The 22,716-nt window shown below is 57.8% G+C and carries 19 protein-coding genes and 1 pseudogene; 15 read left to right on the top strand and 5 right to left on the bottom strand.

The window, feature by feature from the left end; translation table 11 throughout:
- Nucleotides 1–89: 89 nt before the first annotated feature.
- A complete protein-coding gene (locus AD669_RS20595; protein ID WP_053123312.1) occupies nucleotides 90–1,577 on the bottom strand; it encodes a helicase HerA-like domain-containing protein in 1,488 nt (495 codons plus the stop codon).
- A gap of 186 nt (nucleotides 1,578–1,763) precedes the next feature.
- Between AD669_RS20595 and AD669_RS29075 the strand changes: the two are divergent.
- From AD669_RS29075 to AD669_RS20615, 5 genes and pseudogenes are all read left to right on the top strand, one after another.
- A pseudogene (locus AD669_RS29075) lies at nucleotides 1,764–2,795 on the top strand (cache domain-containing protein); the annotation flags it as partial.
- Nucleotides 2,796–2,888: 93 nt separating this feature from the next.
- Nucleotides 2,889–3,653 (top strand): methyl-accepting chemotaxis protein, encoded by a 765-nt coding sequence (locus tag AD669_RS29080; RefSeq protein WP_371262383.1) that lies wholly within the window; start codon nucleotides 2,889–2,891, stop codon nucleotides 3,651–3,653.
- A gap of 281 nt (nucleotides 3,654–3,934) precedes the next feature.
- Nucleotides 3,935–5,026, top strand: coding sequence for a glycosyltransferase family 1 protein (locus AD669_RS20605; RefSeq protein WP_172680150.1), 1,092 nt, complete (start codon nucleotides 3,935–3,937; stop codon nucleotides 5,024–5,026).
- Nucleotides 5,019–5,795, top strand: a complete 777-nt coding sequence (locus AD669_RS20610; protein WP_053123118.1) for a DUF2334 domain-containing protein — start codon at nucleotides 5,019–5,021, stop codon at nucleotides 5,793–5,795. Before AD669_RS20605 ends, AD669_RS20610 begins: the two co-directional genes overlap by 8 nt.
- Nucleotides 5,792–6,787 carry a lysylphosphatidylglycerol synthase transmembrane domain-containing protein gene (locus AD669_RS20615; RefSeq protein WP_053123120.1) on the top strand — a complete coding sequence of 332 codons (996 nt, stop codon included), beginning with the start codon at nucleotides 5,792–5,794 and terminating at the stop codon, nucleotides 6,785–6,787. Before AD669_RS20610 ends, AD669_RS20615 begins: the two co-directional genes overlap by 4 nt.
- Before the next feature lie 40 nt (nucleotides 6,788–6,827).
- Here the strand turns inward: AD669_RS20615 and AD669_RS28635 are convergent, their stop codons facing one another.
- Together AD669_RS28635 and purU are read right to left on the bottom strand one after the other, a co-directional pair.
- Nucleotides 6,828–7,001 (bottom strand): hypothetical protein, encoded by a 174-nt coding sequence (locus tag AD669_RS28635; protein ID WP_172680144.1) that lies wholly within the window; start codon nucleotides 6,999–7,001, stop codon nucleotides 6,828–6,830.
- An 85-nt stretch (nucleotides 7,002–7,086) separates the two neighbouring features.
- Nucleotides 7,087–7,935: a formyltetrahydrofolate deformylase gene (purU, locus tag AD669_RS20620; RefSeq protein WP_007912774.1), complete on the bottom strand. Its 849-nt coding sequence runs from the start codon at nucleotides 7,933–7,935 to the stop codon at nucleotides 7,087–7,089.
- Between the two features lie 337 nt (nucleotides 7,936–8,272).
- Between purU and mvaT the strand changes: the two genes are divergently transcribed.
- Nucleotides 8,273–8,650 carry a histone-like nucleoid-structuring protein MvaT gene (gene mvaT / locus AD669_RS20625; protein ID WP_007933316.1) on the top strand — a complete coding sequence of 126 codons (378 nt, stop codon included), beginning with the start codon at nucleotides 8,273–8,275 and terminating at the stop codon, nucleotides 8,648–8,650.
- Between the two features lie 97 nt (nucleotides 8,651–8,747).
- Here the strand turns inward: mvaT and sbcB are convergent, their stop codons facing one another.
- Nucleotides 8,748–10,178: an exodeoxyribonuclease I gene (sbcB, locus tag AD669_RS20630; protein ID WP_053123122.1), complete on the bottom strand. Its 1,431-nt coding sequence runs from the start codon at nucleotides 10,176–10,178 to the stop codon at nucleotides 8,748–8,750.
- A 180-nt stretch (nucleotides 10,179–10,358) separates the two neighbouring features.
- Here sbcB and AD669_RS20635 point away from each other — a divergent pair, with 180 nt between their 5' ends.
- The 8 genes from AD669_RS20635 to AD669_RS20670 all read left to right on the top strand — a co-directional run bounded on the left by AD669_RS20635 (nucleotide 10,359) and on the right by AD669_RS20670 (nucleotide 20,031).
- Nucleotides 10,359–11,084: an RDD family protein gene (locus tag AD669_RS20635; protein ID WP_053123124.1), complete on the top strand. Its 726-nt coding sequence runs from the start codon at nucleotides 10,359–10,361 to the stop codon at nucleotides 11,082–11,084.
- Complete coding sequence (locus AD669_RS20640; RefSeq protein ID WP_053123317.1) at nucleotides 11,081–12,058, top strand: stage II sporulation protein M; 978 nt, start codon at nucleotides 11,081–11,083, stop codon at nucleotides 12,056–12,058. Before AD669_RS20635 ends, AD669_RS20640 begins: the two co-directional genes overlap by 4 nt.
- Entirely contained in the window at nucleotides 12,045–13,592 is a 1,548-nt protein-coding gene (locus AD669_RS20645; protein WP_053123127.1) for a DUF4129 domain-containing protein, read from the top strand. Before AD669_RS20640 ends, AD669_RS20645 begins: the two co-directional genes overlap by 14 nt.
- Nucleotides 13,589–14,752, top strand: a complete 1,164-nt coding sequence (locus tag AD669_RS20650) for a DUF4350 domain-containing protein (protein ID WP_053123129.1) — start codon at nucleotides 13,589–13,591, stop codon at nucleotides 14,750–14,752. The genes AD669_RS20645 and AD669_RS20650 overlap by 4 nt, the downstream gene beginning before the upstream one ends.
- A 140-nt stretch (nucleotides 14,753–14,892) precedes the next feature.
- The gene (locus AD669_RS20655; protein ID WP_053123131.1) at nucleotides 14,893–16,038 is read left to right on the top strand and encodes a site-specific integrase; all 1,146 of its coding nucleotides are present in this window, start codon (nucleotides 14,893–14,895) and stop codon (nucleotides 16,036–16,038) included.
- Nucleotides 16,038–17,717, top strand: a complete 1,680-nt coding sequence (locus AD669_RS20660) for a hypothetical protein (protein WP_053123133.1) — start codon at nucleotides 16,038–16,040, stop codon at nucleotides 17,715–17,717. Before AD669_RS20655 ends, AD669_RS20660 begins: the two co-directional genes overlap by 1 nt.
- Entirely contained in the window at nucleotides 17,714–19,594 is a 1,881-nt protein-coding gene (locus tag AD669_RS20665; protein ID WP_053123134.1) for an integrase, read from the top strand. The genes AD669_RS20660 and AD669_RS20665 overlap by 4 nt, the downstream gene beginning before the upstream one ends.
- Nucleotides 19,591–20,031, top strand: a complete 441-nt coding sequence (locus tag AD669_RS20670; protein ID WP_053123136.1) for a hypothetical protein — start codon at nucleotides 19,591–19,593, stop codon at nucleotides 20,029–20,031. Before AD669_RS20665 ends, AD669_RS20670 begins: the two co-directional genes overlap by 4 nt.
- A 1,270-nt stretch (nucleotides 20,032–21,301) precedes the next feature.
- Here the strand turns inward: AD669_RS20670 and AD669_RS20680 are convergent.
- Complete coding sequence (locus AD669_RS20680; protein WP_053123140.1) at nucleotides 21,302–21,712, bottom strand: hypothetical protein; 411 nt, start codon at nucleotides 21,710–21,712, stop codon at nucleotides 21,302–21,304.
- Between the two features lie 252 nt (nucleotides 21,713–21,964).
- On the opposite strand from AD669_RS20680, the gene AD669_RS29085 reads away from it, so the two are divergent.
- Nucleotides 21,965–22,327, top strand: a complete 363-nt coding sequence (locus AD669_RS29085; RefSeq protein ID WP_082341480.1) for an antitoxin Xre-like helix-turn-helix domain-containing protein — start codon at nucleotides 21,965–21,967, stop codon at nucleotides 22,325–22,327.
- Nucleotides 22,328–22,716 lie beyond the last annotated feature (389 nt).

Consider the following 22,716-nt stretch of genomic DNA (forward strand, 5'->3'; position numbering starts at 1 on the left):
GCTTGCTCGCGAAAGCGGTGTGTCATTCAACCTATGTTGTGTCTGACATGACGCCTTCGCGAGCAAGCTCTGCTCCTACAAAAGCAGGATCAGCGGCGTTTGCTGCCGCCTAATAAAGAGCCCATCAGGCCGCGTACCAATTGTTTGCCGAGGTTGTTCGCGGCTTGGCGCATGGCGGATTTCAGTGCTTGCCCGGCGGCGGTGCCGAGGAATTCACCGGCTCTGTCGGCGAGGCTTGGCTCTTCCGCTACGGGTTTTCCGGCAGGTGTCTCAGCCTCCGGCGCCAGGCCTTTGCGACCCATCAGGATTTCATACGCCGACTCGCGATCAATCGGCTTGTCATAGCGGCCTTTGAACGGCGAGCCGGCGATCAGCGTGGTGCGTTCGGTCTCAGTCAACGGCCCGATCCGCGATTGCGGCGGCGCCACCAGCACGCGCTGCACCATTTCCGGCGTGCCCTTCTCCGCCAGCGTGCCGACCAGCGCCTCGCCGATCCCCAGCTCCGTCAGCACCGACAACGTATCGAACGCCGGATTCGGCCGGAAGCCGTCCGCCACCGCGCGTAGGGATTTCTGTTCCTTGGCAGTGAACGCGCGCAGACCGTGCTGGATGCGCAAACCGAGCTGCGCCAACACGTCATCCGGCAAGTCTGCCGGCGACTGCGTGACGAAATACACACCCACGCCTTTCGAACGGATCAAGCGCACCACCTGCTCCAGCCGCTCCTGCAAAGCCTTCGGCGTATCGCCAAACAACAAATGCGCCTCATCGAAAAACAGCGCCAGCAGCGGTTTGTCGGCGTCGCCGCGCTCTGGCAACTGCTCGAACAGTTCGGCCAACAGCCACAGCAGGAACGTCGCGTAAACCTTCGGCGCTTCATGCACCAGACGACTGGCGTCGAGCAAATGAATACGCCCTCGGCCATCGGCGGCCGGTTGCAGGATGTCTTCGAGTTGCAGCGCCGGCTCGCCGAACAAAGCTTCCGCGCCCTGCTGCTCGAGGGTCGCCAAACGGCGCAACAGCGCCTGACTGGAACCGGTGGTCATCAGCGCGGCGTCTTCGCCCAACAGCTGCGGATTTTCCTTGAGGTGATTTAGCAGCGCTTTCAGATCTTTCAGATCCAGCAACAACAACCCTTCGCGGTCAGCGACCTTGAACGCCGCGTACAGCGCCGACTGCTGACTGTCGGTGAGTTCCAGCAGGCTGCCGATCAGCAGCGGGCCCATTTCACTCAACGTGGTGCGCAGTGGATGACCGGACTCACCGTGGATATCCCACAAGGTCACCGGGTAAGCCTGCGGCGTGTAGTTGAGCCACGGCATGCCGGCGATGCGTTCGGCGATCTTGCCCTTCGGGTTGGCGGCGGCACCGAGGCCGCACAGATCGCCCTTGATGTCGGCGGCGAACACCGCCACGCCGGCATCACTGAACGCTTCAGCCAGACGCTGCAAGGTCACGGTTTTACCGGTACCGGTCGCGCCGGCGATCAGCCCGTGACGGTTCGCCAGGCGCATGGCCTGGCCAATCGGTTGCCCCGTGAGATCGGCGCCGATTACGAGTTGCGATGAGTCAGGCATTTTGTCACCCATGGTTAATCTTTGATTCGCTTTGGCCGATAGATAAAACGTGAACCTGGCTGAAAAGTCGGTAGGACATTTCCCTAAGGAGAGACGGAAATATTCACGTGTACTCACCCTTGCCCATAGTGCGCGCCTTTATAAAAGCACGCCCAGGACATTAAGACCTTAGCGGAACCCCAAGCCATGAACAAAAATCTGCGCTTCAGCCATAAAATTTTGCTTGCCGCCGCCCTCATCGTCATCGCCGCTTTCGCCTCGTTTACGCTGTACAACGACTGGTTGCAGCGCAACGCGATCCGCGATGACCTGAACAACTATCTCAACGAGATGGGCGAAGTCACTGCCGGAAACATTCAAACCTGGCTCAACGGTCGCATTTTGCTGATCGAGAACGCCGCCCAGAACATCTCTATCAACCCCGAGCCCGCCAACGTCGCCAGCCTGCTGGAACAGAAAACCCTGACCTCGACGTTCATGGCCACCTACCTCGGCGACGCCACCGGCCACTTCACCATCCGCCCGGACACGAAGATGCCAGAGGGTTTCGATCCACGGGTGCGCCCTTGGTATAAAGGTGCCGAAGGCAGCAGCACCTCGACCCTGACCGAACCGTACATCGATGCGGCCACCGGGCAGTTGATCATCTCCATCGCCACCGCCTCGAAAAAGGCCGGCCAAAGCGTCGGCGTGGTCGGCGGCGATCTGAGCCTGCAATCGCTCATCGACACCCTCGCCGCCCGAGATTTCGACGGCATGGGTTATGTGTTTTTGGTCAGCGCCGACGGCAAGATCCTCGTGCACCCGGACAAGGCCTTGGTGATGAAATCACTGAAAGACGCCTTCCCGCAGGACACCCCGCGCATCAGCGGCGACTTCAGCGAAGTCACTGTCGACGGCAAAACCCGTATCGTCACTTTCGCGCCGATCAAAGGTTTGCCGTCGGTGAACTGGTACATCGGTCTGTCGGTAGATAAAGATCAGGCGTTCGCCATGCTCAGCGAATTCCGCACCTCGGCGGTGATTGCGACGGTGATCGCGGTGGCAATCATCCTCGCCCTGCTCGGCATGCTGATCCGCATTCTGATCCAGCCGCTGCACGTGATGACCCGCGCCATGGAAGACATCGCCGACGGCGAAGGTGACCTGACCAAGCGCCTGACCATCGTCAATAACGATGAATTTGGTGTGTTGGGCACCGCGTTCAACCGTTTCGTCGAGCGCATTCATGGCTCGATCCGCGAAGTATCGTCGGCCACCGGGCAAGTCAACGAAGTTGCGCTGCGCGTGGTCGCCGCGTCGAACTCGTCGATGTACAACTCCGATCAGCAAGCCTCGCGCACCAGCAGCGTCGCCGCAGCGATCAATCAACTGGGTGCCGCCGCTCAGGAAATCGCCCGCAATGCCGCGCAGGCTTCGAACCAGGCCAGCGATGCGCGTGGCCTCGCCGAAGACGGCCAGCAAGTGGTGGATCGCAGCATCAAGGCAATGAATCAGTTGTCGAGCATGCTCAGTGCGTCGAGCAGCAATATCGAATCGCTGAACAGCAAAACCGTGAACATCGGCCAGATCCTTGAAGTGATCACCAGCATTTCCCAGCAAACCAACCTGCTGGCGCTCAACGCCGCGATCGAAGCGGCGCGTGCCGGTGAGGCCGGGCGTGGCTTTGCGGTGGTGGCGGATGAAGTGCGCAACCTCGCGCATCGCACGCAGGAATCGGCGCAGCAGGTGCAGACGATGATCGAGGAGTTGCAAGTCGGCGCCCGGGAGTCGGTGAGCACTATGAGTGAAAGTCAGCGTCACAGTCAGGACAGCGTCGAGATTGCCAACCTTGCCGGCGAACGTTTGAACAGCGTGACCCTGCGGATTGGCGAGATCGACGGGATGAACCAGTCAGTGGCGACGGCGACGGAAGAGCAGACGGCAGTGGTTGAGTCGATCAACGTTGATATCACCGAGATCAATACGCTGAATCAGGAAGGGGTGGAAAATCTGCAGGCGACGTTGCGGGCGTGCTCCGATCTGGAACAGCAGGCTTCGCGGTTGAAGCAGTTGGTGGGTAGTTTCAGGATTTAAGATCAAGAGCTTTACCCCCTCACCCCAGCCCTCTCCCCCAAGGGGGCGAGGGGAAAGGGAGCAGATCTTCAAGCCTTTCAAAACCTGAGCTCGACTCAGGTCTCTCACGTCGGCATATCTCCAACATCCACCCCAATCAGTCCCCTCTCCCTCGGGAGAGGGTTAGGGTGAGGGGCCGCTTCAGCGCGGATTCCGACCGAACCATCCATTGCGCACATAGGTCAACCAAGGGAGTACCACGCAGCGGAGGGTTGTTCACCGTGCACATCGCCGACATCACCATGTTTTACGCCCCGGCCAGCGGTGGCGTGCGCACGTATCTGGATGCCAAACATCGTCGTTTGGGGATCAAACCCGGCATTCGCCACAGCCTGCTGATCCCCGGCGCCCGCTTCGGCGAACACGACGGCGTTTACACGGTTCCCGCCCCCGCCCTGCCCTTCGGTAAAGGCTATCGCTTCCCGCTGCGCCTCGCGCCGTGGCGAAACGTCCTGCAGGATTTGCAGCCCGATCTGATCGAAGTCGGCGATCCCTACCTCACCGCGTGGGCCGCACTGGATGCCCGACGGCAACTGGATGTGCCGGTGATCGGCTTTTATCACTCGGATCTGCCGCTGCTGGTCGGCAATCGCATGGGCCATTGGGTTACGCCGAATGTCGAAGCGTATGTCACCAAGCTTTACGGCAACTTCGACCGCGTGCTCGCGCCAAGTCAGGTGATGGCCGACAAGCTCACCGGCCTCGGCGTGCGCAATGTCTTCGTGCAACCGCTGGGCGTCGATCTGCAAACCTTTCACCCCGAGGCCCGCGACCCGAATCTGCGCGCAGAACTGGGCATCGCCGACGACACCCGCCTGCTGATCTACGCCGGGCGCGGTTCAAAAGAGAAAAACCTGCCAGTGCTGCTCAAATGCATGCAACGCCTCGGCCCGCGCTATCACTTGCTGCTGGTCGGCTCGTCGATGCCCGCCGTGGTGCCGGACAATGTCAGCGTCATTAATGAATTCTGCCCGGCACCGCGCGTCGCACAATTGATGGCCAGCGCCGATGCGCTGATCCATGCCGGCGATCAGGAAACCTTCGGCCTGGTGATTCTCGAAGCCATGGCCTGCGGCATTCCGGTGGTGGCGGTGGCGGCCGGGGCGTTTGAAGAAATCGTCAACGAATCCTGCGGTTTGCTCTGTGCACCGAATAATCCACAGGCGATGGCCAATGCCGTGCGCGAAGTGTTCAGTCGCGGCACTGTGAAATTGGGCGAGCAAGCGCGACAGCACGTTGAACAGCATTACGCGTGGGACACGGTGGTCGACAGTCTGCTCGGCCACTATCACGCCGTCCTCGGCCATGCGCTGCCCAAGGTGGCCAATGGCTGAGGCGCTGAATCGCCCCGCCGTGTTGTTGGTGCTGCATGACGTGGCACCGTCGACGTGGGCGGATTACCAACCGTTTGTCGAAGCCGTCGACGCACTGGGCAGCGTGCCGATGACCTGGCTGGTCGTCCCCGATTTCCATCGGCGCAACGCCCTCAACGAGCATCCGGCGTTTTGTCGATTGCTCGATGAGCGTGTTGCCCGCGGCGATGAGTTAGCCTTGCACGGTTTTTTCCACGATGACCATGAACCAGGCCCGACCACCCCGCGCGACTGGTTCATGCGCCGTGTTTACACCCACGAAGGCGAGTTTTATCGTTTGTCCCGCGAAACCGCCCTCGCCCGTCTGCGCGATGGCATCGAAGTCTTCCAGCGCCACGACTGGCCGTTGCACGGGTTCGTCGCCCCGGCGTGGTTGATGAGCGACGGCACCCGCCAAGCCCTGCGTGAATTACCGCTGAGCTACACCAGTGATCCACAGCATCTTTATCGATTGCCGGATTTCACCGCCATCGACGCGCCGGGTCTGGTCTGGAGTGCCCGCAGCGCCTGGCGTCGCGGTTTATCGAAAATTGTCAGTGAGCAGCGGCAACAGCGTTGGCGCCAGGCGCCGGTGATTCGGCTAGGCTTGCACCCAGTGGACATGCGCCACGGTTTTTCCCGCGATTACTGGCTGCACACCTTGCAGCGACTACTGAATGAAGGACGCGTACCGATGACCAAAATCCACTGGCTCGCCCAACAGCGCGGTCAACTGGGATCCGCTGCATGAGTCGCGGCATTCTGTTGTTGATCGGCCTGCTCGCGGCGGTGTTGATCCCGGTGGTGCTCGGTGGCGGCGAAACCTGGGCGCGCCTGCAAAGTTTTCCACTGTTATGGCTGTTGATCATGTTCGGCATGATCCTGCTCTGCTGGGGCATTAATACCCTGCGCCTGCGCTTGTTACTCGGCGATCAGCGCGACCGCATCACGCCGCTGAAAAGCCTCGGCGTGGTAATGGCCGCCGAGTTCGCTTATTGCGCCACGCCCGGTGGCAGCGGTGGGCCGCTGACCATCATGGCGTTGCTCGCCCGCTGCGGCGTGCGTCCGGCCCGTGGTAGCGCGGTGTTTGCCATGGATCAACTCAGCGATTTGCTGTTCTTTCTCTGCGCCCTCAGTGGAATTCTGATTTATGCGTTGTTTCAACATCTGAGCGATCGCCTGGAATGGCTGCTGACAGTCAGCGCGATTTCGTTGTTTGGCGGCTTGTTCAGTTGCGTGTTGATTGCGCGTTATCACCGCGCGTTGATTCGTTTGAGTGGCCGCTTATTGGTGAGGATGAACGTTAAACCGGGCACTCGCCGTCGCTGGGCGCGCAAGTTGCTGCACTTTCTCGCGGCGTTTACCGACACGTTGAAGTTGCCCTGGCAAACCCTGATCAAGGTGTTCGCGCTGACGTGTGTGCATTGGTTATTGCGTTACAGCGTGTTGTATCTGGCGTTGCGCGGGTTGGGCGCAGACTTGCAGTGGGCCTGGAGTTTTCTGGTGCAGATACTTTCGCTGGGGGCCGGGCAGTTCAGTTTATTGCCGGGTGGCGCGGGGGCGGCGGAATTGACTTCGGCGGCACTGTTGGCGCCGATGGTGGGGAAATCCACCGCAGCGGCGGCGATTCTGATTTGGCGGGTGGTGACGTATTACTTTTATCTGCTGGTGGGGGGGCCGGTGTTTTTGATGATGTTGGGGCGGCCGTTGTTGCGCAAATTGATGAAAGTGCCGCAGACGTAAAAAGATCGCAGCCTTCGGCAGCTCCTACAGGGATCGCGTTTCAGGCATCGTTTTGTTTATCGTCGGACTCTTGCAACTGTTCCCACAACTCGGCCGCACCGGGAAACTCGGTGCCATCTTCCGGGGTCATGTCCTCGGGGTCGTAGCGACTCAAACAACCTTCGCCCAACGTCGCCGGTGCGTTGGACGTGGCTTTGTCCAGTGGATCACTCATGTAAGTTTCCTCGAGGCTTAAACGACAAAGGGTCTGAGCGATTGAACGCCCAGACCCTTGGTTTTTCAAGCCTGCGTGTGTTCGATCAGAACACCACAGTCTTGTTGCCGTGCACCAGCACGCGATCTTCGAGGTGATAGCGCAGGCCGCGAGCCAGCACCATCTTCTCGACGTCACGGCCGAAACGCACCATGTCTTCGATGCTGTCGCTGTGGCTGACACGCACCACGTCCTGCTCGATGATCGGGCCGGCGTCCAGCTCTTCGGTCACGTAGTGGCAGGTCGCGCCAATCAGTTTCACGCCGCGCAGCGACGCCTGGTGGTACGGCTTGGCACCGACGAACGACGGCAGGAAGCTGTGGTGAATGTTGATCACCTTGTGCGCGTATTCGCGGCACATGTCCGGCGGCAGGATTTGCATGTAACGCGCCAGCACCACTACTTCAGCGTCGTGCTGTTTGACCAGACGCGACACTTCGTCGAACGCCGGTTGCTTGTCCTGCGGATTGACCGGGACGTGGTAATACGGGATGCCGTGCCACTCGACCATGCTGCGCAGGTCGTCGTGGTTGGAAATCACGCAGGAGATTTCGCAATCCAGCTCGTCGCTGTGCCAGCGGTGCAGCAAGTCCGCCAGGCAGTGCGATTCGCGGCTGGCCATCAGCACTACGCGCTTCTTCTGCTCGGTGTCGGTGATGCGCCAGTCCATCGAGAACTCTTCGGCGATCGGCGCAAACTTCTCGCGCAATACTTCAATACCGAATGGCAGCGAATCGGCACGAATTTCGTGACGCATGAAGAACCAGCCCACCTGATTATCCGAGTGGTGGCTCGCTTCGGTGATCCAGCCATTGTGGGCTGCCAGAAAATTACTGACTTTGGCAACGATGCCAACGCGGTCCGGGCAAGAAATCACCAGACGAAAAGTGCGCATGAGGGGAAGACTCCAGAACTTCGCAAAGGCCGCCATTCTAGCGACTGCGCGGGAAAACTGCAGTATTGATGAGCGCTGGCATGGCCGGCGCCTGATACCCACACTTTTTTGACGGAAACAAACGCCAGAGGGATGGCGCTTTGCTGGCATTGTTAAACAGACATTTGTGAATATCTGTGCTGACGGCTTCACACTATTTAACTGAACAATCAATTTGCGGCTATTTCTCGTAACTAATTTAAATAAAAACCCCGGTTAAATGTTTACTTGATGAAACAGCCTGACTATTATTGCGCCACTGTCCCCTGTCATTCAGCATTCTACTAAGGTAGTAATCATGTCCTTGATCAACGAATATCGCGCCACCGAAGAAGCTATCAAAGAGCTGCAAGCCCGTTTGAAGAACCTGTCGCAAGACGACAAACTGCAAACCGAGCTGGAATTCGAAGGCAAACTGCGCACCCTGATGGGCGAATACTCCAAGTCGCTGCGTGACATCATCGCGCTGCTGGACCCAGAGTCGAAAACCAAAGCACCACGCGGCGGCGCAGTAAAAACTACCGGCACCAAGCGTGCTCGCAAAGTTAAACAATACAAAAACCCGCACAACGGCGAAGTCATCGAAACCAAAGGTGGCAACCACAAAACTCTGAAAGAGTGGAAAGCCAAGTGGGGCGGCGACGTGGTTGAAGGCTGGGCTACCCTGCTGGGCTAAGCCGCAACGCCTTCGCAGAGCGATCCGCGAAAAAAGAAACGCCAGCGAATGCTGGCGTTTTTTTATGCCTGACGTTTAGTAACAAACATGTTCGATTTCAAAGACCCAAACGTTTGCGCAATGCCTGGACATAACTCTGCCATTCATTGAGCACTGCGCTCTGCTCTGGCGTAGCACTAAGCAACCATTGCTCGGCCGCCTCGCTAAAAGATTTCAAGGTATTCGGCGCGCCGAATTCCGGGGCCGACAAACGTTGCTGACACAATAATTTCCAGCGTGCCTGTTCTTCAGAATTCAACGTATCGGCAAAGTTACGTGCGCGATATCGAAAGAGTAATTCAGGCAAACGTTCATCATCGAACGGCCATTGCTCTTGTGCCAAATGTGCCGGATCCGCGTTTCTCACTTGCTCACACAGACGCCGATCACGATCACCGATAAATCCGTCGTACAACTGTTGTTCCGGATCTTCACTCGGGGTGAAATCTTCGCTGGCATAAATAGCCGCAATTTTATCTTTCCAAACTTGTTGTGCGTCAGTTAGCCGCAGCGCGCGTTCCTGATAAAGCGCCATGTTCAGACCCAATCGTTGTTGATCGTCGGCGCGCAGTACCGATAACGGCGCGACGACCGGGCAACGGTTGATGTGAATAATCTTCAGCGGCACCGGCAATTCGCCCTCAAGCAAATCCTCACGGCGCGTGTACAGACGCTGGCGCAGGGTTTGTGCGTCGAGATCGAGCAAGCCCTGTGGATCAAGGTGCAGGTCGCAAACAATCAGCGCGTTGCGGTTTTTCGGGTGCCAAGCCAGCGGCATAACCACGCCGACATAACTGCGCGCCGCCGAGAAGCGTCCGGAGATGTGCACCAGCGGCTGCAACAGGCGAATCTGATCCATCACCTTCTGTTTGCTGCGCAACTGGAACAGCCAGTCATAGAGCTTGGGCTGTTTCTCGCGGATCAGTTTCGCCAGCGCAATGGTCGCGCGCACGTCCGACAACGCTTCGTGGGCATGGCCGTGATCGATGTTATTGGCGGCGGTCAGGCGTTCGAGCTTGAGGGTGACGCGGCCCTCGTCATCGGTCGGCCACACCAGACCGTCCGGGCGCAAGGCGTAAGCGGCGCGCACCACGTCGATCAAATCCCAGCGACTGTTGCCGCCCTGCCATTCGCGGGCGTAGGGATCGAAGAAATTGCGATACAGGCTGTAACGGGTCATCTCGTCGTCGAAACGCAAGGAGTTGTAACCCGCGCCGCACGTACCGGGCGCGGCCAATTGCGCGTGAACCCGGGTCATGAAATCGGCTTCGCTCAAACCTTTTTCGGCGAGCTGACTGGGGGTGATGCCGGTGATTGCGCACGCCGCCGGGTGCGGCAGGATGTCTTCGCTGGGCTGACAGTAAAGGTTGACCGGCTCGTCGATTTCGTTGAGCTCGTGGTCGGTGCGAATCCCGGCGACCTGCAGCGGGCGGTCGTTACGCGGATTGATGCCAGTGGTTTCGTAGTCGTACCAGAAGATTGAAGTCACGGGCGGATCCTGAACTGAAGATCGGCAAAGTCTAGGCGCTCAACCGCCGTCGCGGCCAGTCTTGAAACATTCAAACACCTGGCGACACATGCTGTGCCATACATAGTTATGTCGTTTCCCCCCGAGAGGCTGCTAGCATCGGACGCACTTGCACTCAGAACAGGCGACATCAGGTAGCCCATGCTCGAGCCCACAGCACCGCCAAGGAAAGCACCGCTGGCCCCGCCGCTGGATACGCGGCATCAGGTCGAAACGCCGGAAGGCATCGACCTGCCCCTGCGCCCTGCCGGGTTAATGGTACGGGCCGTGGCGTTCGCCATCGATCTGGGCATTCGCGGTGTGATCATGGGCGTGCTGTTTATCGCGTTGGCGTTTCTCGGCAAGCTCGGCATGGGCCTCGGTTCGCTGCTGCTGTTTGCGATCAGTTGGTGGTACATGGTGCTGTTCGAAGTGCTGCGGCAGGGACGCTCGCCGGGCAAACAGTGGATGGGCCTGCGCGTGGTACACGACGACGGCACGCCGGTCGGCTGGTCGGCCTCGTTGTTGCGCAATCTGCTGCGCTTCGTTGATCTGCTGCCGTTCGGCTACTTCCTCGGCAGCCTCAGTTGCCTGCAACACCCGACCTTCAAACGCCTCGGCGACATCGCTGCCGGCACGCTGGTGGTTTACAGCGAACGCCCGCTGACGCGTCCGCGATTGCCTGACGCCGAACCCCGGCGCTCGCCCGTGCCGCTGACGCTCAGCGAACAACGTGCAGTGCTCGGTTTTGCCGAACGTCAAGGCGAACTGTCACCGGCGCGGGTCAATGAACTGGCCGCCCTGCTCGCCCAGCCGCTGCATATCTCCGCGCCCAAAGCCGTTGCCGAACTCAATGGCATCGCGCGCGGTTTATTGGGCCCGACATGAAGCAGAGCCTTTTCGAAAGTCGCCACAAGGCCGAATGGGAGCGTTTTGCGCTGGCCCTCGAACGCCTTGAACGCGGCAAGGACACCTCGCAAATCGCCGGATTTCCGAGAAGCTATCGACGTCTTTGCCAGCATCTGGCGTTGGCGCAGGAACGCGGCTACAGCAGTTTTCTCATCGACTCGTTGCAGCAACAAGTGCTGCGCGGCCATCAACAGCTGTACCGCCATCGCAGTCGCCTTGGCGCCAACCTGCTCAGTTTTATCCTTGCCGACTTCCCGCGACTGGTGCGCGACGAATGGCCATTTGTGCTGGTCGCCGCGCTGCTGTTTTTCGGCAGCCTGATCGGCGTCGGGCTGTTGGTGTATGTGTCTCCCGACCTCGTTTACAACCTGATTCCCGCCGATCAAGTGCGCGAGATGCAAGGCATGTATGACCCGGTCGCCGGCCACCTCGGGCGCCCCGCCGAACGCGCAGCCAGTGAAGACTGGGTGATGTTCGGCTACTACGTGATGCACAACATCGGCATCGCCTTTCAGACCTTCGCCAGCGGATTGTTGATGGGCGTGGGCAGCGCATTCTTTCTGTTCTACAACGGCCTGGTCATCGGCGCGGTGGCCGGGCATCTGACCGAGATCGGTTTCGGCGAGACCTTCTGGTCGTTCGTCATCGCCCATGGCGCTTTCGAACTAACGGCGATTGCTCTCGCCGGCGCGGCCGGTCTGGAACTCGGCTGGGCGTTGATCGCGCCCGCGCGCCTGACCCGCGCCGAAGCCTTGAAACGCGCGGCGCGCAAAAGCGTGTTGCTGGTCTGCGGGGTGATGTTGTTCCTGCTGATCGCGGCGTTTATCGAGGCCTATTGGTCATCGAAAACCAGTGTCGCGCCGCTGACCAAATACCTGGTCGGCGCCGGACTCTGGACGTTGGTCGCGTGCTACCTGCTGTTCGCCGGAAGGACACGCCATGCGCCTGAGTGACGCCACCGTGGTGATCCGCCCGCGCACGACTTGGGAAGCCATGGATCTGGGCGTGCTCATGTGCCAGCAACATCGATGCTTGCTGATGACCAGTTGGGCCATCGTCACCTTGCCGCTGTTCGCCCTGCTCAGCCTGGTGTTTTGGGATTCGCCGACGCTGGCCGTGTTTATTTTCTGGTGGCTGAAACCGGCGTACGAACGCCTGCCGTTGTACATCCTGTCCAAAGCGCTGTTCGGCGAAACGCCCACCCTCAAACAAGCGCTGCGCGAATGGCCGCGCCTGCTCAAACCGCAACTGTTGGCCAGCCTGACCTGGCGCCGCTTGAGCTTCAGTCGCAGCTTTCTGCTGCCGGTGGTGCAACTCGAAGGCCTCGACGGCAACGCTCGCCAACAACGCCTGCAAGTGCTGTTGCAGCGCAACGCCGGCGCGGCGCAATGGCTGACCATCATTGGCGTGCATCTGGAGACTGCGCTGTGGATCGGCTTGATGGTGCTGTTCTATCTGTTGCTGCCGCAGCAAGTGGAAACCGATTGGGACTGGCAGTCGCTGATTCTCTCGGCCGATCACGAATGGCGCTGGCTCGAACACCTGACCAACGCTTTTTATGCGCTGGTGCTGGTGGTGTGGGAACCGATCTACGTCGCCTGCGGATTCAGCCTGTATCTGAACCGCCGCACGCAACTCGAAGCGTGGGACATCGAACTGGTGTTCCGGCGTTTGCGCCAGCGCCTGAACAACGGCGTGCTCGGTCTGTTGCTGGCGATCTGTCTGGTGCTGCCGAATGTGCCCTCGGTCTGGGCGGCTGAACCCGACACCCGTCCGGATGCACCGCGCTTGTTAAATCAGCCGCTGACCAGTCAGGCCTCCCACGACAGCATCAAGGCTTTGCTCGAACAACCGCCGTTCAAGAACAAGGAATCGGTCACCCGCTATCGTTTTGGCGAAGACCCGGCAGCGCCGGCCAAAGACGCAAAACCCGGCGACGCACCGCAATGGCTGAAAACCCTGCTGGGCTGGCTCGACGGTCGACACTTCAATGGGCTGGCCAAGCTGATCGAGGTGCTGTTGTGGGGTGTGCTGATTGCCTTGATCGGTTGGCTGATCTGGCATTACCGGGAGTTTCTCCGGGCCTTCGTCAGTCGCCGGCCGAAACTGCCAGCGCTGCCAAAACGAGCGGTGCCGCAGCAAGCGTTCGGTCTGGATTTGAACCGCGACACCTTGCCCGACGACATCGCCGCCAGCGCCGAACAACTCTGGCTCAGCCAACCGCGCGCGGCGTTGAGCCTGCTCTATCGCGGTCTGCTCAGCCATCTGCTGCATGACTTCGATCTGACGCTGAAACCTGCCGACACCGAAAATCAGGTGCTGGCGCGCGTAGAACAACTGCAGCGACCGGAGTTGCTCGCCTTCAGTCGCAACCTCACTGTGCACTGGCAGAGCATGGCCTACGGGCATCGAATCCCGGCAGCGCATCTGCAACAGGAATTGTGCGACGGCTGGCGCGCCTTGTTTGGCCACGGAGCTGCCCGTTGAATCGCCGTACCCTGTGGTGGGTCGGCGCAGTGCTCGTCGCACTGCTGATCGCATTGAGCGTGTTTCTGTTTCTCAAGGCCAAGCCTTATCAGGAAGAAGTCGATCACGGCCCGTCCCCTGCTGCCCAAGCCAAGCCGTATCTGGCGGCGGAAATGTTTTTGCGTGAGCGCGGCCTCAAAGTCAGTCATGCCGAAAGCCTTTCCGTACTGCCGGATATCGACCCACGCCGACACACGCTGCTGCTGTTCAACGACCGTTCACGCATGACCCCACGTCAGGTCGAGCAAGTGTTGAACTGGACGCGGGCCGGCGGGCGACTGGTGTTTGTCGCTGAATCGTTATGGGACGAACAGACCAGACAGAGCAACGACCTGTTGCTCGATCGCGTTCAACTGCATCAATCCCTGAGCAAGGATCTCAAGGATCCGCCCAAAGACCTTGAGCAAGACCCCTTCCCGAAATTAACCAAGCTGTATGTGGAGGATGAAGACGCGCCGGCCTATGCCGGGTTCGACACGGACTTCCACCTCGACGACCCGAAAAACCTCGCGCAAGCCTGGGCCAACAGCGGCAAAGCCACGCACATGATGCAACTGCCTTACAGCCTCGGCTCGATCACCGTGGTCACTGACGCCGAGCTGTGGAAAAGCCAGACCATCGCGCAATACGACAATGCCTGGCTGCTCTGGTACCTGAGCGCCGACACCGACGTCACGCTGATCTACAACAGCGAACACGACGGTTTGCTGACCTTGCTCTGGCGCTACTTCCCGCAGGCCATCGTCGCCCTGCTCGCCTTGATCGGCCTGTGGTTGTGGCATGTCGGTGTGCGCCACGGCTCGCTTCAGGCACCGGCGCCGAGCGGCCGCCGACAATTGCAGGAACACCTGCGTGCCAGCGCGGATTTCCTGCTGCGCCACAACGGTCAGCAAGCGCTGCTGCAAGCCTTGCAACAAGACGTGTTGCGTCGCGCGCGCCGTCGCCATCCCGGTTTTGATCGATTGAACGTTGCCGAACAATGGCTGGCACTGTCACGCCTGACCCGTCAGCCCACCCGCGCCATCAGCCAGGCCCTGAGCCCGGTTCCGAACCAGCGTTTGTCCAGCGCCGAGTTCTGCCGTCAGGTTGCCCACCTGCAAACCTTGAGGAACACGCTATGATCTGGAGCGTTGCGACAGTTAGATCTATGTGATATCTAAATAATAGCTCTGAGGATTGGGAGTGAAGGGCTGCAGTAGAAGCCTTCACACCATCCACGCAGACAGAGCCTCAGATTGATTGGTCGGCAACAGGGTGAAAGATGGAACTTATTTGGGGAACCAAAGATTTCGTGATCGCCGGGCAACCTTATCAAGGGTTTCCGATTCTGCTGTGGGACTCCATGGAGAGCTGCAGCCAAGCCAACCAATTCTTCCGCTACTACCTCCTTCGTGGGGCAATTGGTTCAAAGGAATCCTGGCCGAATACCGGACGGGCGCTGTACGACTTCTTCTGCTTCCTGCAAGCCCATGATCTGGATTGGCGAGACGTAGATCGCGGTGAAGCCAAAAGCCTTGCTGCTGCCTACAGAGACTACTGCCTAGAGAATTGCGGGCTGGCCCGGAACACTACTCGCCAGCGACTAACGTACATCTGCAAGTTCTACGAGTTCGCCCTGGATAAAGGCTGGGTCAAGCGCCTGCCGTTCGGCCATGAAGAGCGCACCGTAACGCACGAGACCAGCTTCCTGGAGCATGTTGGTGCCAGTGGAGGTAAAGCGCTGGTGAATGACGTGATGCCGCGTCGTCACAAACCATTGCCCAAGTTCCTGAGCATGGCCCAGACCAAGTCGCTCCTGGCGGCAGCGGAGAACCCACACCACCGGATGATGATTCGGTTAGCGTTGCATACGGGATTGCGTCGTAACGAACTTGCCACCTTTCCAGTGGCATATGTTTTTGACCCTGACAAAGCAGGGCGAACCGAGCGCAATCTCCGAATTAAGCTTGACCCGTGCGATGGTACCGGCATGGAGACCAAAGGTAGCAAGGAACGAAAAATCTGGGTCAGCCGCAAATTCATGGCCGAAATCTACCGCTACGTGTCCAAGGTACGAGGCGAGCGCGCATCTCTGAGCAAAAACCAAAAGGCACTGCTCCTCAACCATCTCGGAGAGACCTACGGAAGCGCCGGCAAGAGCCTGAACCGGATCATCAGCGAGACCGGGAAGCTAGCTGGAATTGAAGTCCATACGCACATGCTGCGGCACACCTACGCAACCCACACCCTGGTTAACCTTCAGCGTAACCCTCAAAACGGACTCGATCCCCTGGTGTACCTGCAGCGTCAACTTGGACACAGCTCGATTCAGACCACCATGGTGTATCTGCACCTGATCAACGAAATGGCCGATGAAGCCGTGCTTGCGTATGACGACGAGCTGAATGAAATGGCGGGAGCAGCCTGATGGGGAAGCGCAAAGTATTTACTAAGACTGACCTTAGCGTCCCGCAAGTCGAGCACAGCCTCGATACTGCAGGCAACGTGGTCATCTTGCCCGACGCTATCCCTCCGCAAATCACTATGGTTAACTTTGGGCGCAACTCAAGCTCCCTCAGGAGATTCGATTTCGCCCGATGGTACGGTGCTGGAATCGATGCCATCACCTACTCCTGTCAGCGTCAAATTGAGCGTTTCTTGGCGGGTCAAGACGGCATTGTCTCGGGTGCTACTGTTGTAAACTACTGCAACTGTGGATTGGTGTTTTTCCTCGATTACTGCACTCTCCAAGCGACAGCGTTCGAGCGCGACCTAACGTTGAATGATGTGAACCGAATCCTTATCGATGGCTTTCTTGGCCACCTATCTGGACGGGGCACATCGACTACCACTCAGAAAAACTACTACTCAAAAACCAAAGCAGTTCTTCTTGCTCTTGCACGGCGTGGGCTCTTGCCTTTGATCGCATCTGGCGATGCAGCCACTTTTCCCCGCAATCCATTTCCGAACTCCAACCGCAAGATGAAGGGCGAGATAGCGCTCTCGAAGCGCGAGCGGCAAGAATTTGCGGCGGCATTGCGACATAGCATCAAACCCATATGGATCGATGGCACTCCGATCACTAGCGACCTGTTGGTATATGCCTTACTTGTCATAGCTCTACACACTGGACGTAATCTCACTCCCTTGCTGGAAATGGGCCGCAACTGCTTGCGCCCGCATCCTAAAGAGGACTCCGTCTTCTTGGTGCTGTGGAAGCGGCGTGGCTACAACACAAGTAAAGTAGTTTTGCGGGCTGAATCGAAAACTGAGCGTCTGCTAGAGGCAATGCCCAGCGTCAGAACCAACGTAGAACGCTTGATCCGCCGAGTAATGGTGCTGACTGAGCCATTGGATTCAGAGGCTCCGAATGACCTCAAAGGACGCGTGTGGCTGTTCCGCAACTGCTCGATACACTCATCAGGCCAAGTTACAACGCTGGTTAAGAACTCTTTGGAGTTACCTATTGATCGCCTTGTAGCCAAATATGACTTAAAGGATAGCGACGGAAATCCACTGCGCATCAACATATCCCGCCTGCGTAAAACCTTTGCCAACCGAATCTTCGAGCTGACGGATGGCGATCTCGCCACCACCGCCTCCGCACTTGGCAACACCCCACGGGTAGCCGATCAAAACTATCTAGCGCCCAGTGAGGATGCCCGACGAAACTGGACGTTCATGGGAGAAATGCTAGTGCAGGAGTTGCTGACTGCGACCATCGGCGCGACCTACAAAGACACTCCTCTAGGTCGCTGTGGCGACCCAGTGAATGGTCAGTTCGCCCCAAAACGTGAAGGCGCGACCTGCATGAACTTCATGAACTGCCTGCGCTGTAAACACTACGCAGTGACCGCCGAAGACCTGTACAAACTTTTTAGCTTCTACTTCCGCGTACTGAGTGAACGCTCCCGAGTGGACAAGCGGCGCTGGGCTCGCGATTACGCACACATCCCTCGTCTAATAGACCATTACATCGTCGCCGAAGGACTGCGTCGTGGCACATTCAAGGCTGCAGCAGTTGATTCCGCTCGTGAGCGCGCCCGTATCCAACCACACCCGTTCTGGTCAGTTGATCTCATCGACAGCCTGGAGGTCTTTTCATGAGTGACAACACCTCGGAAGAATTAGCTTGGTCGATAATCACCGCTCAGCCTGGCGATGTGCGTGGGATTTCCGACTCAGATCGCGACAACCTGATCATCACCGCCACCCAGGTCGACGGACAATGGGTCATCCTCAGCCGCTACAGTGACGATATTTGGCAGCTTAACGGTTTGCCTAGCAACGTCCCGGCCTGCAGGAGGCAACTCATCTTCGGCAGCCTGCCACCGGCATTCCGCGCGACGATGAAGGCGATCATCTATCGATATATGAGACGTGGGCGTAGCGGAGCGGATCGGCCTAAGGGCGGGACTCTTCGCCTATACTTTGATTGTGCAGTCCCATTCTTGCGGCATTTGGACATGCTAGGGATCGAACATATGGGTGCGGTCACTCCCATTATCGCAGCGACCTATCTGGCGGCCTGCAGGGCTCATAGGCTCCCCAAATCGAGCAAGCCACTGTCGCTAGACTCACTAAGTCAGCGCTACCGAGCGGTAGAGGCGATCTATGAGCTCAGCCAATACACCGACGACCCAATACTGCAACATCCCTGGCCCGACACCTCTGCAAAAGGTTTAGCGGGAATTATCGGTAGGGTCAGTGGAGGGAAAACGCCCCTGATCCCGGATGACGTGTTCTGCACCTTGTTCGAAAAGGCTCATCAGCAAGTGGAACGAGGCAAGCTATTGCTCGACCTGCGCGATGATTTGAAGGGCATCGCATCGAAGGTTGGGGCCCAAAACATCTTTGACGTAATACGAAGTAAAAACCGGCATCTGGCTGCCATGGGCTGGGCAGGAGGCTTGAAGATATTCAATAAGTCACTCTTAGACCTGCGCACGGCTTGCTACATCGTCCTCGCGAGCACCTCAGGTTGCCGCAATCACGAGTTGTCCAACCTGCAATCGGGAGCGCACCGCCGTACTGAGGACGACGAGGGGACGATCTATCACTGGATGCGTTCTAAATCCGAAAAAACCGGTGAAGGAACTCATGACTGGATGATCCCAGAGGCCGCAGTGCGAGCTTTGCGCGTTATGGAACGCTGGGCTGCGCCCTTCCAAACGATGATCGCCGACGAAATCATTCAACGGCGTCGAATCAATCCGCAGGATTCAGAAATCGCTGAGGCTTACAGACATCGTAATTCGCTTTTCCTAGGAGTCTATATGACTGAGGGCAACCAAGTCCGCACACTATCGATCACCAGTTGGGGCGCCCTCTTGAAAGCATTCGCCAACGATTGCGGGTTGAATTGGAGCCTAGCCAGCCATCAATTTCGGAGAAAGTTCGCTAACTACGCAGCGCACAGCCGTTTTGGCGACTTGCGCTACCTAAAGGAGCACTACGCTCACTGGTCAATGGACATGACGCTCGGTTATGCCATGGACGATAGCTGGGGACAGCATCTGGATCTTGAGCTGTACATGGAAATCCAAGATGAGCTGGAAGATATCAAACTAGGCGTCGTCGACAATTGGATGGGGGAAGAATCGTTGGCAGGAGGCTACGGGCGCGCCATCAAAGGATGGCAGCGGGAGCCGCAAAATCTGCTGATCTTCAAAGATCACGCATCGATGTTGAAATCCATCGCTGAAAGCACTGCTATCCGCAGCAATGGCCATGCTTGGTGTACGGCGGACAACGACGGCTGCATCGGCAATACACTTGAACGTACCCGCTGTAGCGGTTGCGACCATTCAGTGATCGGACACGCCCACGCGCCTATCTACCAGCGACTCTACGATGACCTTAAAGAATTGCTGAACTGCAAGGACATTGGTGAAGGAGGTCGCCAACGCGTTGAGCGCGACCTGAAGCGCTGCCGAGAGGTTTTGGTACAGCTGGGCGTGCCTCCAAAGGATCTAAGCGCATGAAGAGCAAGGACAAATCAGCCAATTACAAGCCTGCCGTGGATCGAACGAAGGATCTGAAGCTAGCCATCTATTCTATCCAAAAAGGTCGTTCTCGTAGCGGCGAAACAAAGCTGACCATCGCCGCTGTGGCTCGTGAGGCCGGAGTATCGACGGCACTCATCCATAATTACTATCCAGCAATCGCAGAGGCTATACGAGAGCTCCAGGGACGATCCAGTCGTGCCATGCGAGATGTCAAACATCAAGATCTTATTGCTGAGCGTCAGAAGTCTGCGGGCTACCGTCATGAGATTGAGGAGCTTCGGGCCAAGCTCGCGACCATCGCATCCATCAATGAGGTACTGCTGGACGAGAATCAGACGCTCAAGGCTAAGGTGAAAGAACGAAACGTGGTTGAACTGATTTCGTCCACCCGCATAGATAAATCTCGCATCTGACGAAGTCCTCCGCTAATTGAATCAAAAAAAACCGAATAGGTCGCTGTGGGGATGGCAGTTACCTGCCACCCCCCGCTCAGATCCGGACTTACGGAACTACCACCTGAAATTCCTACAACCTCGTGTATGTGGTGCGAAACGATCCTCATCCGCTTCGCTGAATCGCCCCCTTTCACCCTGCCTTTCTTAAGCTCAACGATCACTATCTGCCGGCCTAAGCTTAACTAACAGGGCACGCGACACGATGCACCTCAAGATGCTGCACCCGAGGATTTGTTCTGGCGACGAGGTAGCGTTGCGCAAAACGTATGATCTTTGCGCACAGGGAGTTGTGTCCCGATCATTTGATCATCGCACCTTTCGGTAATCATCAACGCTGCGGTAGTGGTGTCATGCCCTAGCAGGGACGGCTGTCGTTAACCAAGCCATGTCTACGACAGGTCTTGGCCATGCGGGCTTTCAGCCTGTCGGCTTGCGCGCTCCGCTTGCCTTTCAGTTCAAATGCATTAACCGCATTGGCTGGATGAAGCTTAAATCGATTGTTGCCAGCATGTTTGATCACAGGATGGCGTGGTTGGCCGCAGGATAGCGAGTCAGTGAACAGTTTTATCGAGCTGCCGGGCAAGTGCGGGGAATTTGACAGCTTTGACACGGGGCAACCTGCATGAGCTCGAGGCTATCGAAGGCCTCGCCTCATCGCTCAGTGCCGACCGCTTCGGTGCTCTGGCTTTCCAGTTAGCTTGCGAATATCCGGTCAAAATAGACGAGCCCTACCAATCTATACCCAAACAGCAGCACAGCTCGGTCATAGGGATGAGTGACGCTCCCTTCGAGGTGCTCCGCGTCGCGTGCGAAGTCGTCATTAGCCGAGTTCCTGAGCTGCTGCGGGTACCCTCATATCGCCATCGACATGAGAGTCGCACGACCATTTCCCATGGGCTGTGGGTAGCTCTACTAGAGCGGGCCAATGGAGACATTTTTCTAGTCGACCCTGTTAGGTCGTATGCCTCTGACGGGCGCTCGCCTGCTGATACTGTTACCCCTTTCCAAGACTGGTAGCTGAAAACCAGGCAATGCTTGACCAGGATTTTTTTACTCGTACGGGAGCGCGAAGGTTTATCAGCCACCGACGCCGTAGAAAGCTTAATCGCACACAGACGTGGCGCTCGCGATAGCTGGCAGGATGCAGCGGTGGATGAGTAGCTTCTGGCGCAGGGGGGGGCATTCGTAGGGTGCAATGTTCGGTAATGCCCCGCACGGCCTCCTTGTTTTAGCTAGAGCTATCAACGTCCGCTCTGAGCGCTCTATGCCTCTCAAGGTGGGCCATCTCGGATTCCCACTTGCGCAGAAACTTCTCCCAGTCGCCAGCATATGGCGCTTCGGGGAGTCGCGTTGATCCGATGCTCGCCTGAAGGAAGCGCTCTCTCCATGGCTGGGGAATATTCATTTCCAATACTATGTCGATGCCGCACTGGTGAGGCTGCACCGGGACAGAGTGACGAACGTCGTTGAGTTCAAGTGGCTTATCGGTGAAGGGTTTGCCGTTTAGCTCTTCCTCGTCGAGTTCATCAAGGATGGCCAAGGCATCGGCTGCCTCCAAATCACCAGGAAGGAATCTGGCAATCTCCCAAAGGGCTCTTCGCCTGGTGTTTTCCAGCTTCCGGAGTTCTTCGTGGGTCATTTCAGCCTCTTTCGGGTTGGTTGAAGCTGGGCTCGACAGTGGCGTGCCGCCGTTGGCGGAGGGCTGTCGTGAACCGAACCGTAGCAAGCCACGTCTCGGCCCTGCGGGCTCCCATCCCGCACGCCTGCGCGCTCCGCTTGCCGTTTGAGTTTAATCACAGACAGTAACGTAACTTTTGACTTGTAACGTAAGCAGCGTTACAGAGCATAGAATGACATTACAGACCAGTTATCACAGACCATATGGTGGAGCATGGAATCCGCTTCGAGCGCTGAAAGCGCTGTACTTGGCAAAGCTTTTATCCGGGCCGGCGAAGGGCTGGGGCTTGATGACGCTGAACTTTCAGCTGTCTTGAACGAGCCTGTTTCGTCGGTGCTGCTTCTCCGCCATGGACATGAACTGCTTCGACCGAGCAGTGACGCGTGGAGCCGTGCTTTGCTTTTAGTTGAGGTGTATCAGTCATTACTCGCAGCCGTTGGTGACGAGCGAAATGCAAGAAACTGGCTCTGCAGCGAGAATCGTAGTTTGTGTAGTCGACCTCGTGACCTCATCAAAAGCAGAACGGGTCTCGAGCAAGCTGTCCAATATCTAGCGGCTAATCGCTCACTCACCTAACACCTGCGGTGAAGCCGGCCAGGCGGTCAATGCATGAAGATTGACCGCCGCGCCTTAAGCTTTTATGGCCCAGCACATCAGCGTCCGTCGCTGAGAGTAGTAGATCCCAGATATCATTCGCTGAAGCTATGTGATGAGCAGTCGACGTCAATGGAGAACGATATGAACTTGTTTAGAAGATGCGTTGAATTCGTTTGGCCTGACAAAAGATCTGGCTCAGAGCAAGCGAGGGATCGCGCCTTCGTAGCTGCCCTTAATAAGCTGCAGTCGCTCCGCGTGACACCTGATGGCGGCATGTCGATTGACCCTGACGAGATACGGGGGAAAGTGATAGCGAGTCGACGGTCACTGAAGCGATTCGTGCGTTGAGATCTGCGGTCTTGCTGACG

Source organism: Pseudomonas sp. P1.31, assembly GCF_001269815.1.
Classification (GTDB): domain Bacteria; phylum Pseudomonadota; class Gammaproteobacteria; order Pseudomonadales; family Pseudomonadaceae; genus Aquipseudomonas; species Aquipseudomonas rustica.

What these genes read in the sequence shown, in the direction of transcription:
- AD669_RS20595 (WP_053123312.1), bottom strand. Translation starts at nt 1,577, where the DNA reads ATGCCTGACTCATCGCAACTCGTAATCGGCGCCGATCTCACGGGGCAA.
- AD669_RS29080 (WP_371262383.1), top strand. Translation starts at nt 2,889, where the DNA reads ATGTACAACTCCGATCAGCAAGCCTCGCGCACCAGCAGCGTCGCCGCA.
- AD669_RS20605 (WP_172680150.1), top strand. Translation starts at nt 3,935, where the DNA reads ATGTTTTACGCCCCGGCCAGCGGTGGCGTGCGCACGTATCTGGATGCC.
- AD669_RS20610 (WP_053123118.1), top strand. Translation starts at nt 5,019, where the DNA reads ATGGCTGAGGCGCTGAATCGCCCCGCCGTGTTGTTGGTGCTGCATGAC.
- AD669_RS20615 (WP_053123120.1), top strand. Translation starts at nt 5,792, where the DNA reads ATGAGTCGCGGCATTCTGTTGTTGATCGGCCTGCTCGCGGCGGTGTTG.
- AD669_RS28635 (WP_172680144.1), bottom strand. Translation starts at nt 7,001, where the DNA reads ATGAGTGATCCACTGGACAAAGCCACGTCCAACGCACCGGCGACGTTG.
- purU (WP_007912774.1), bottom strand. Translation starts at nt 7,935, where the DNA reads ATGCGCACTTTTCGTCTGGTGATTTCTTGCCCGGACCGCGTTGGCATC.
- mvaT (WP_007933316.1), top strand. Translation starts at nt 8,273, where the DNA reads ATGTCCTTGATCAACGAATATCGCGCCACCGAAGAAGCTATCAAAGAG.
- AD669_RS20635 (WP_053123124.1), top strand. Translation starts at nt 10,359, where the DNA reads ATGCTCGAGCCCACAGCACCGCCAAGGAAAGCACCGCTGGCCCCGCCG.
- AD669_RS20640 (WP_053123317.1), top strand. Translation starts at nt 11,081, where the DNA reads ATGAAGCAGAGCCTTTTCGAAAGTCGCCACAAGGCCGAATGGGAGCGT.
- AD669_RS20645 (WP_053123127.1), top strand. Translation starts at nt 12,045, where the DNA reads ATGCGCCTGAGTGACGCCACCGTGGTGATCCGCCCGCGCACGACTTGG.
- AD669_RS20655 (WP_053123131.1), top strand. Translation starts at nt 14,893, where the DNA reads ATGGAACTTATTTGGGGAACCAAAGATTTCGTGATCGCCGGGCAACCT.
- AD669_RS20660 (WP_053123133.1), top strand. Translation starts at nt 16,038, where the DNA reads ATGGGGAAGCGCAAAGTATTTACTAAGACTGACCTTAGCGTCCCGCAA.
- AD669_RS20665 (WP_053123134.1), top strand. Translation starts at nt 17,714, where the DNA reads ATGAGTGACAACACCTCGGAAGAATTAGCTTGGTCGATAATCACCGCT.
- AD669_RS20670 (WP_053123136.1), top strand. Translation starts at nt 19,591, where the DNA reads ATGAAGAGCAAGGACAAATCAGCCAATTACAAGCCTGCCGTGGATCGA.
- AD669_RS20680 (WP_053123140.1), bottom strand. Translation starts at nt 21,712, where the DNA reads ATGACCCACGAAGAACTCCGGAAGCTGGAAAACACCAGGCGAAGAGCC.
- AD669_RS29085 (WP_082341480.1), top strand. Translation starts at nt 21,965, where the DNA reads ATGGAATCCGCTTCGAGCGCTGAAAGCGCTGTACTTGGCAAAGCTTTT.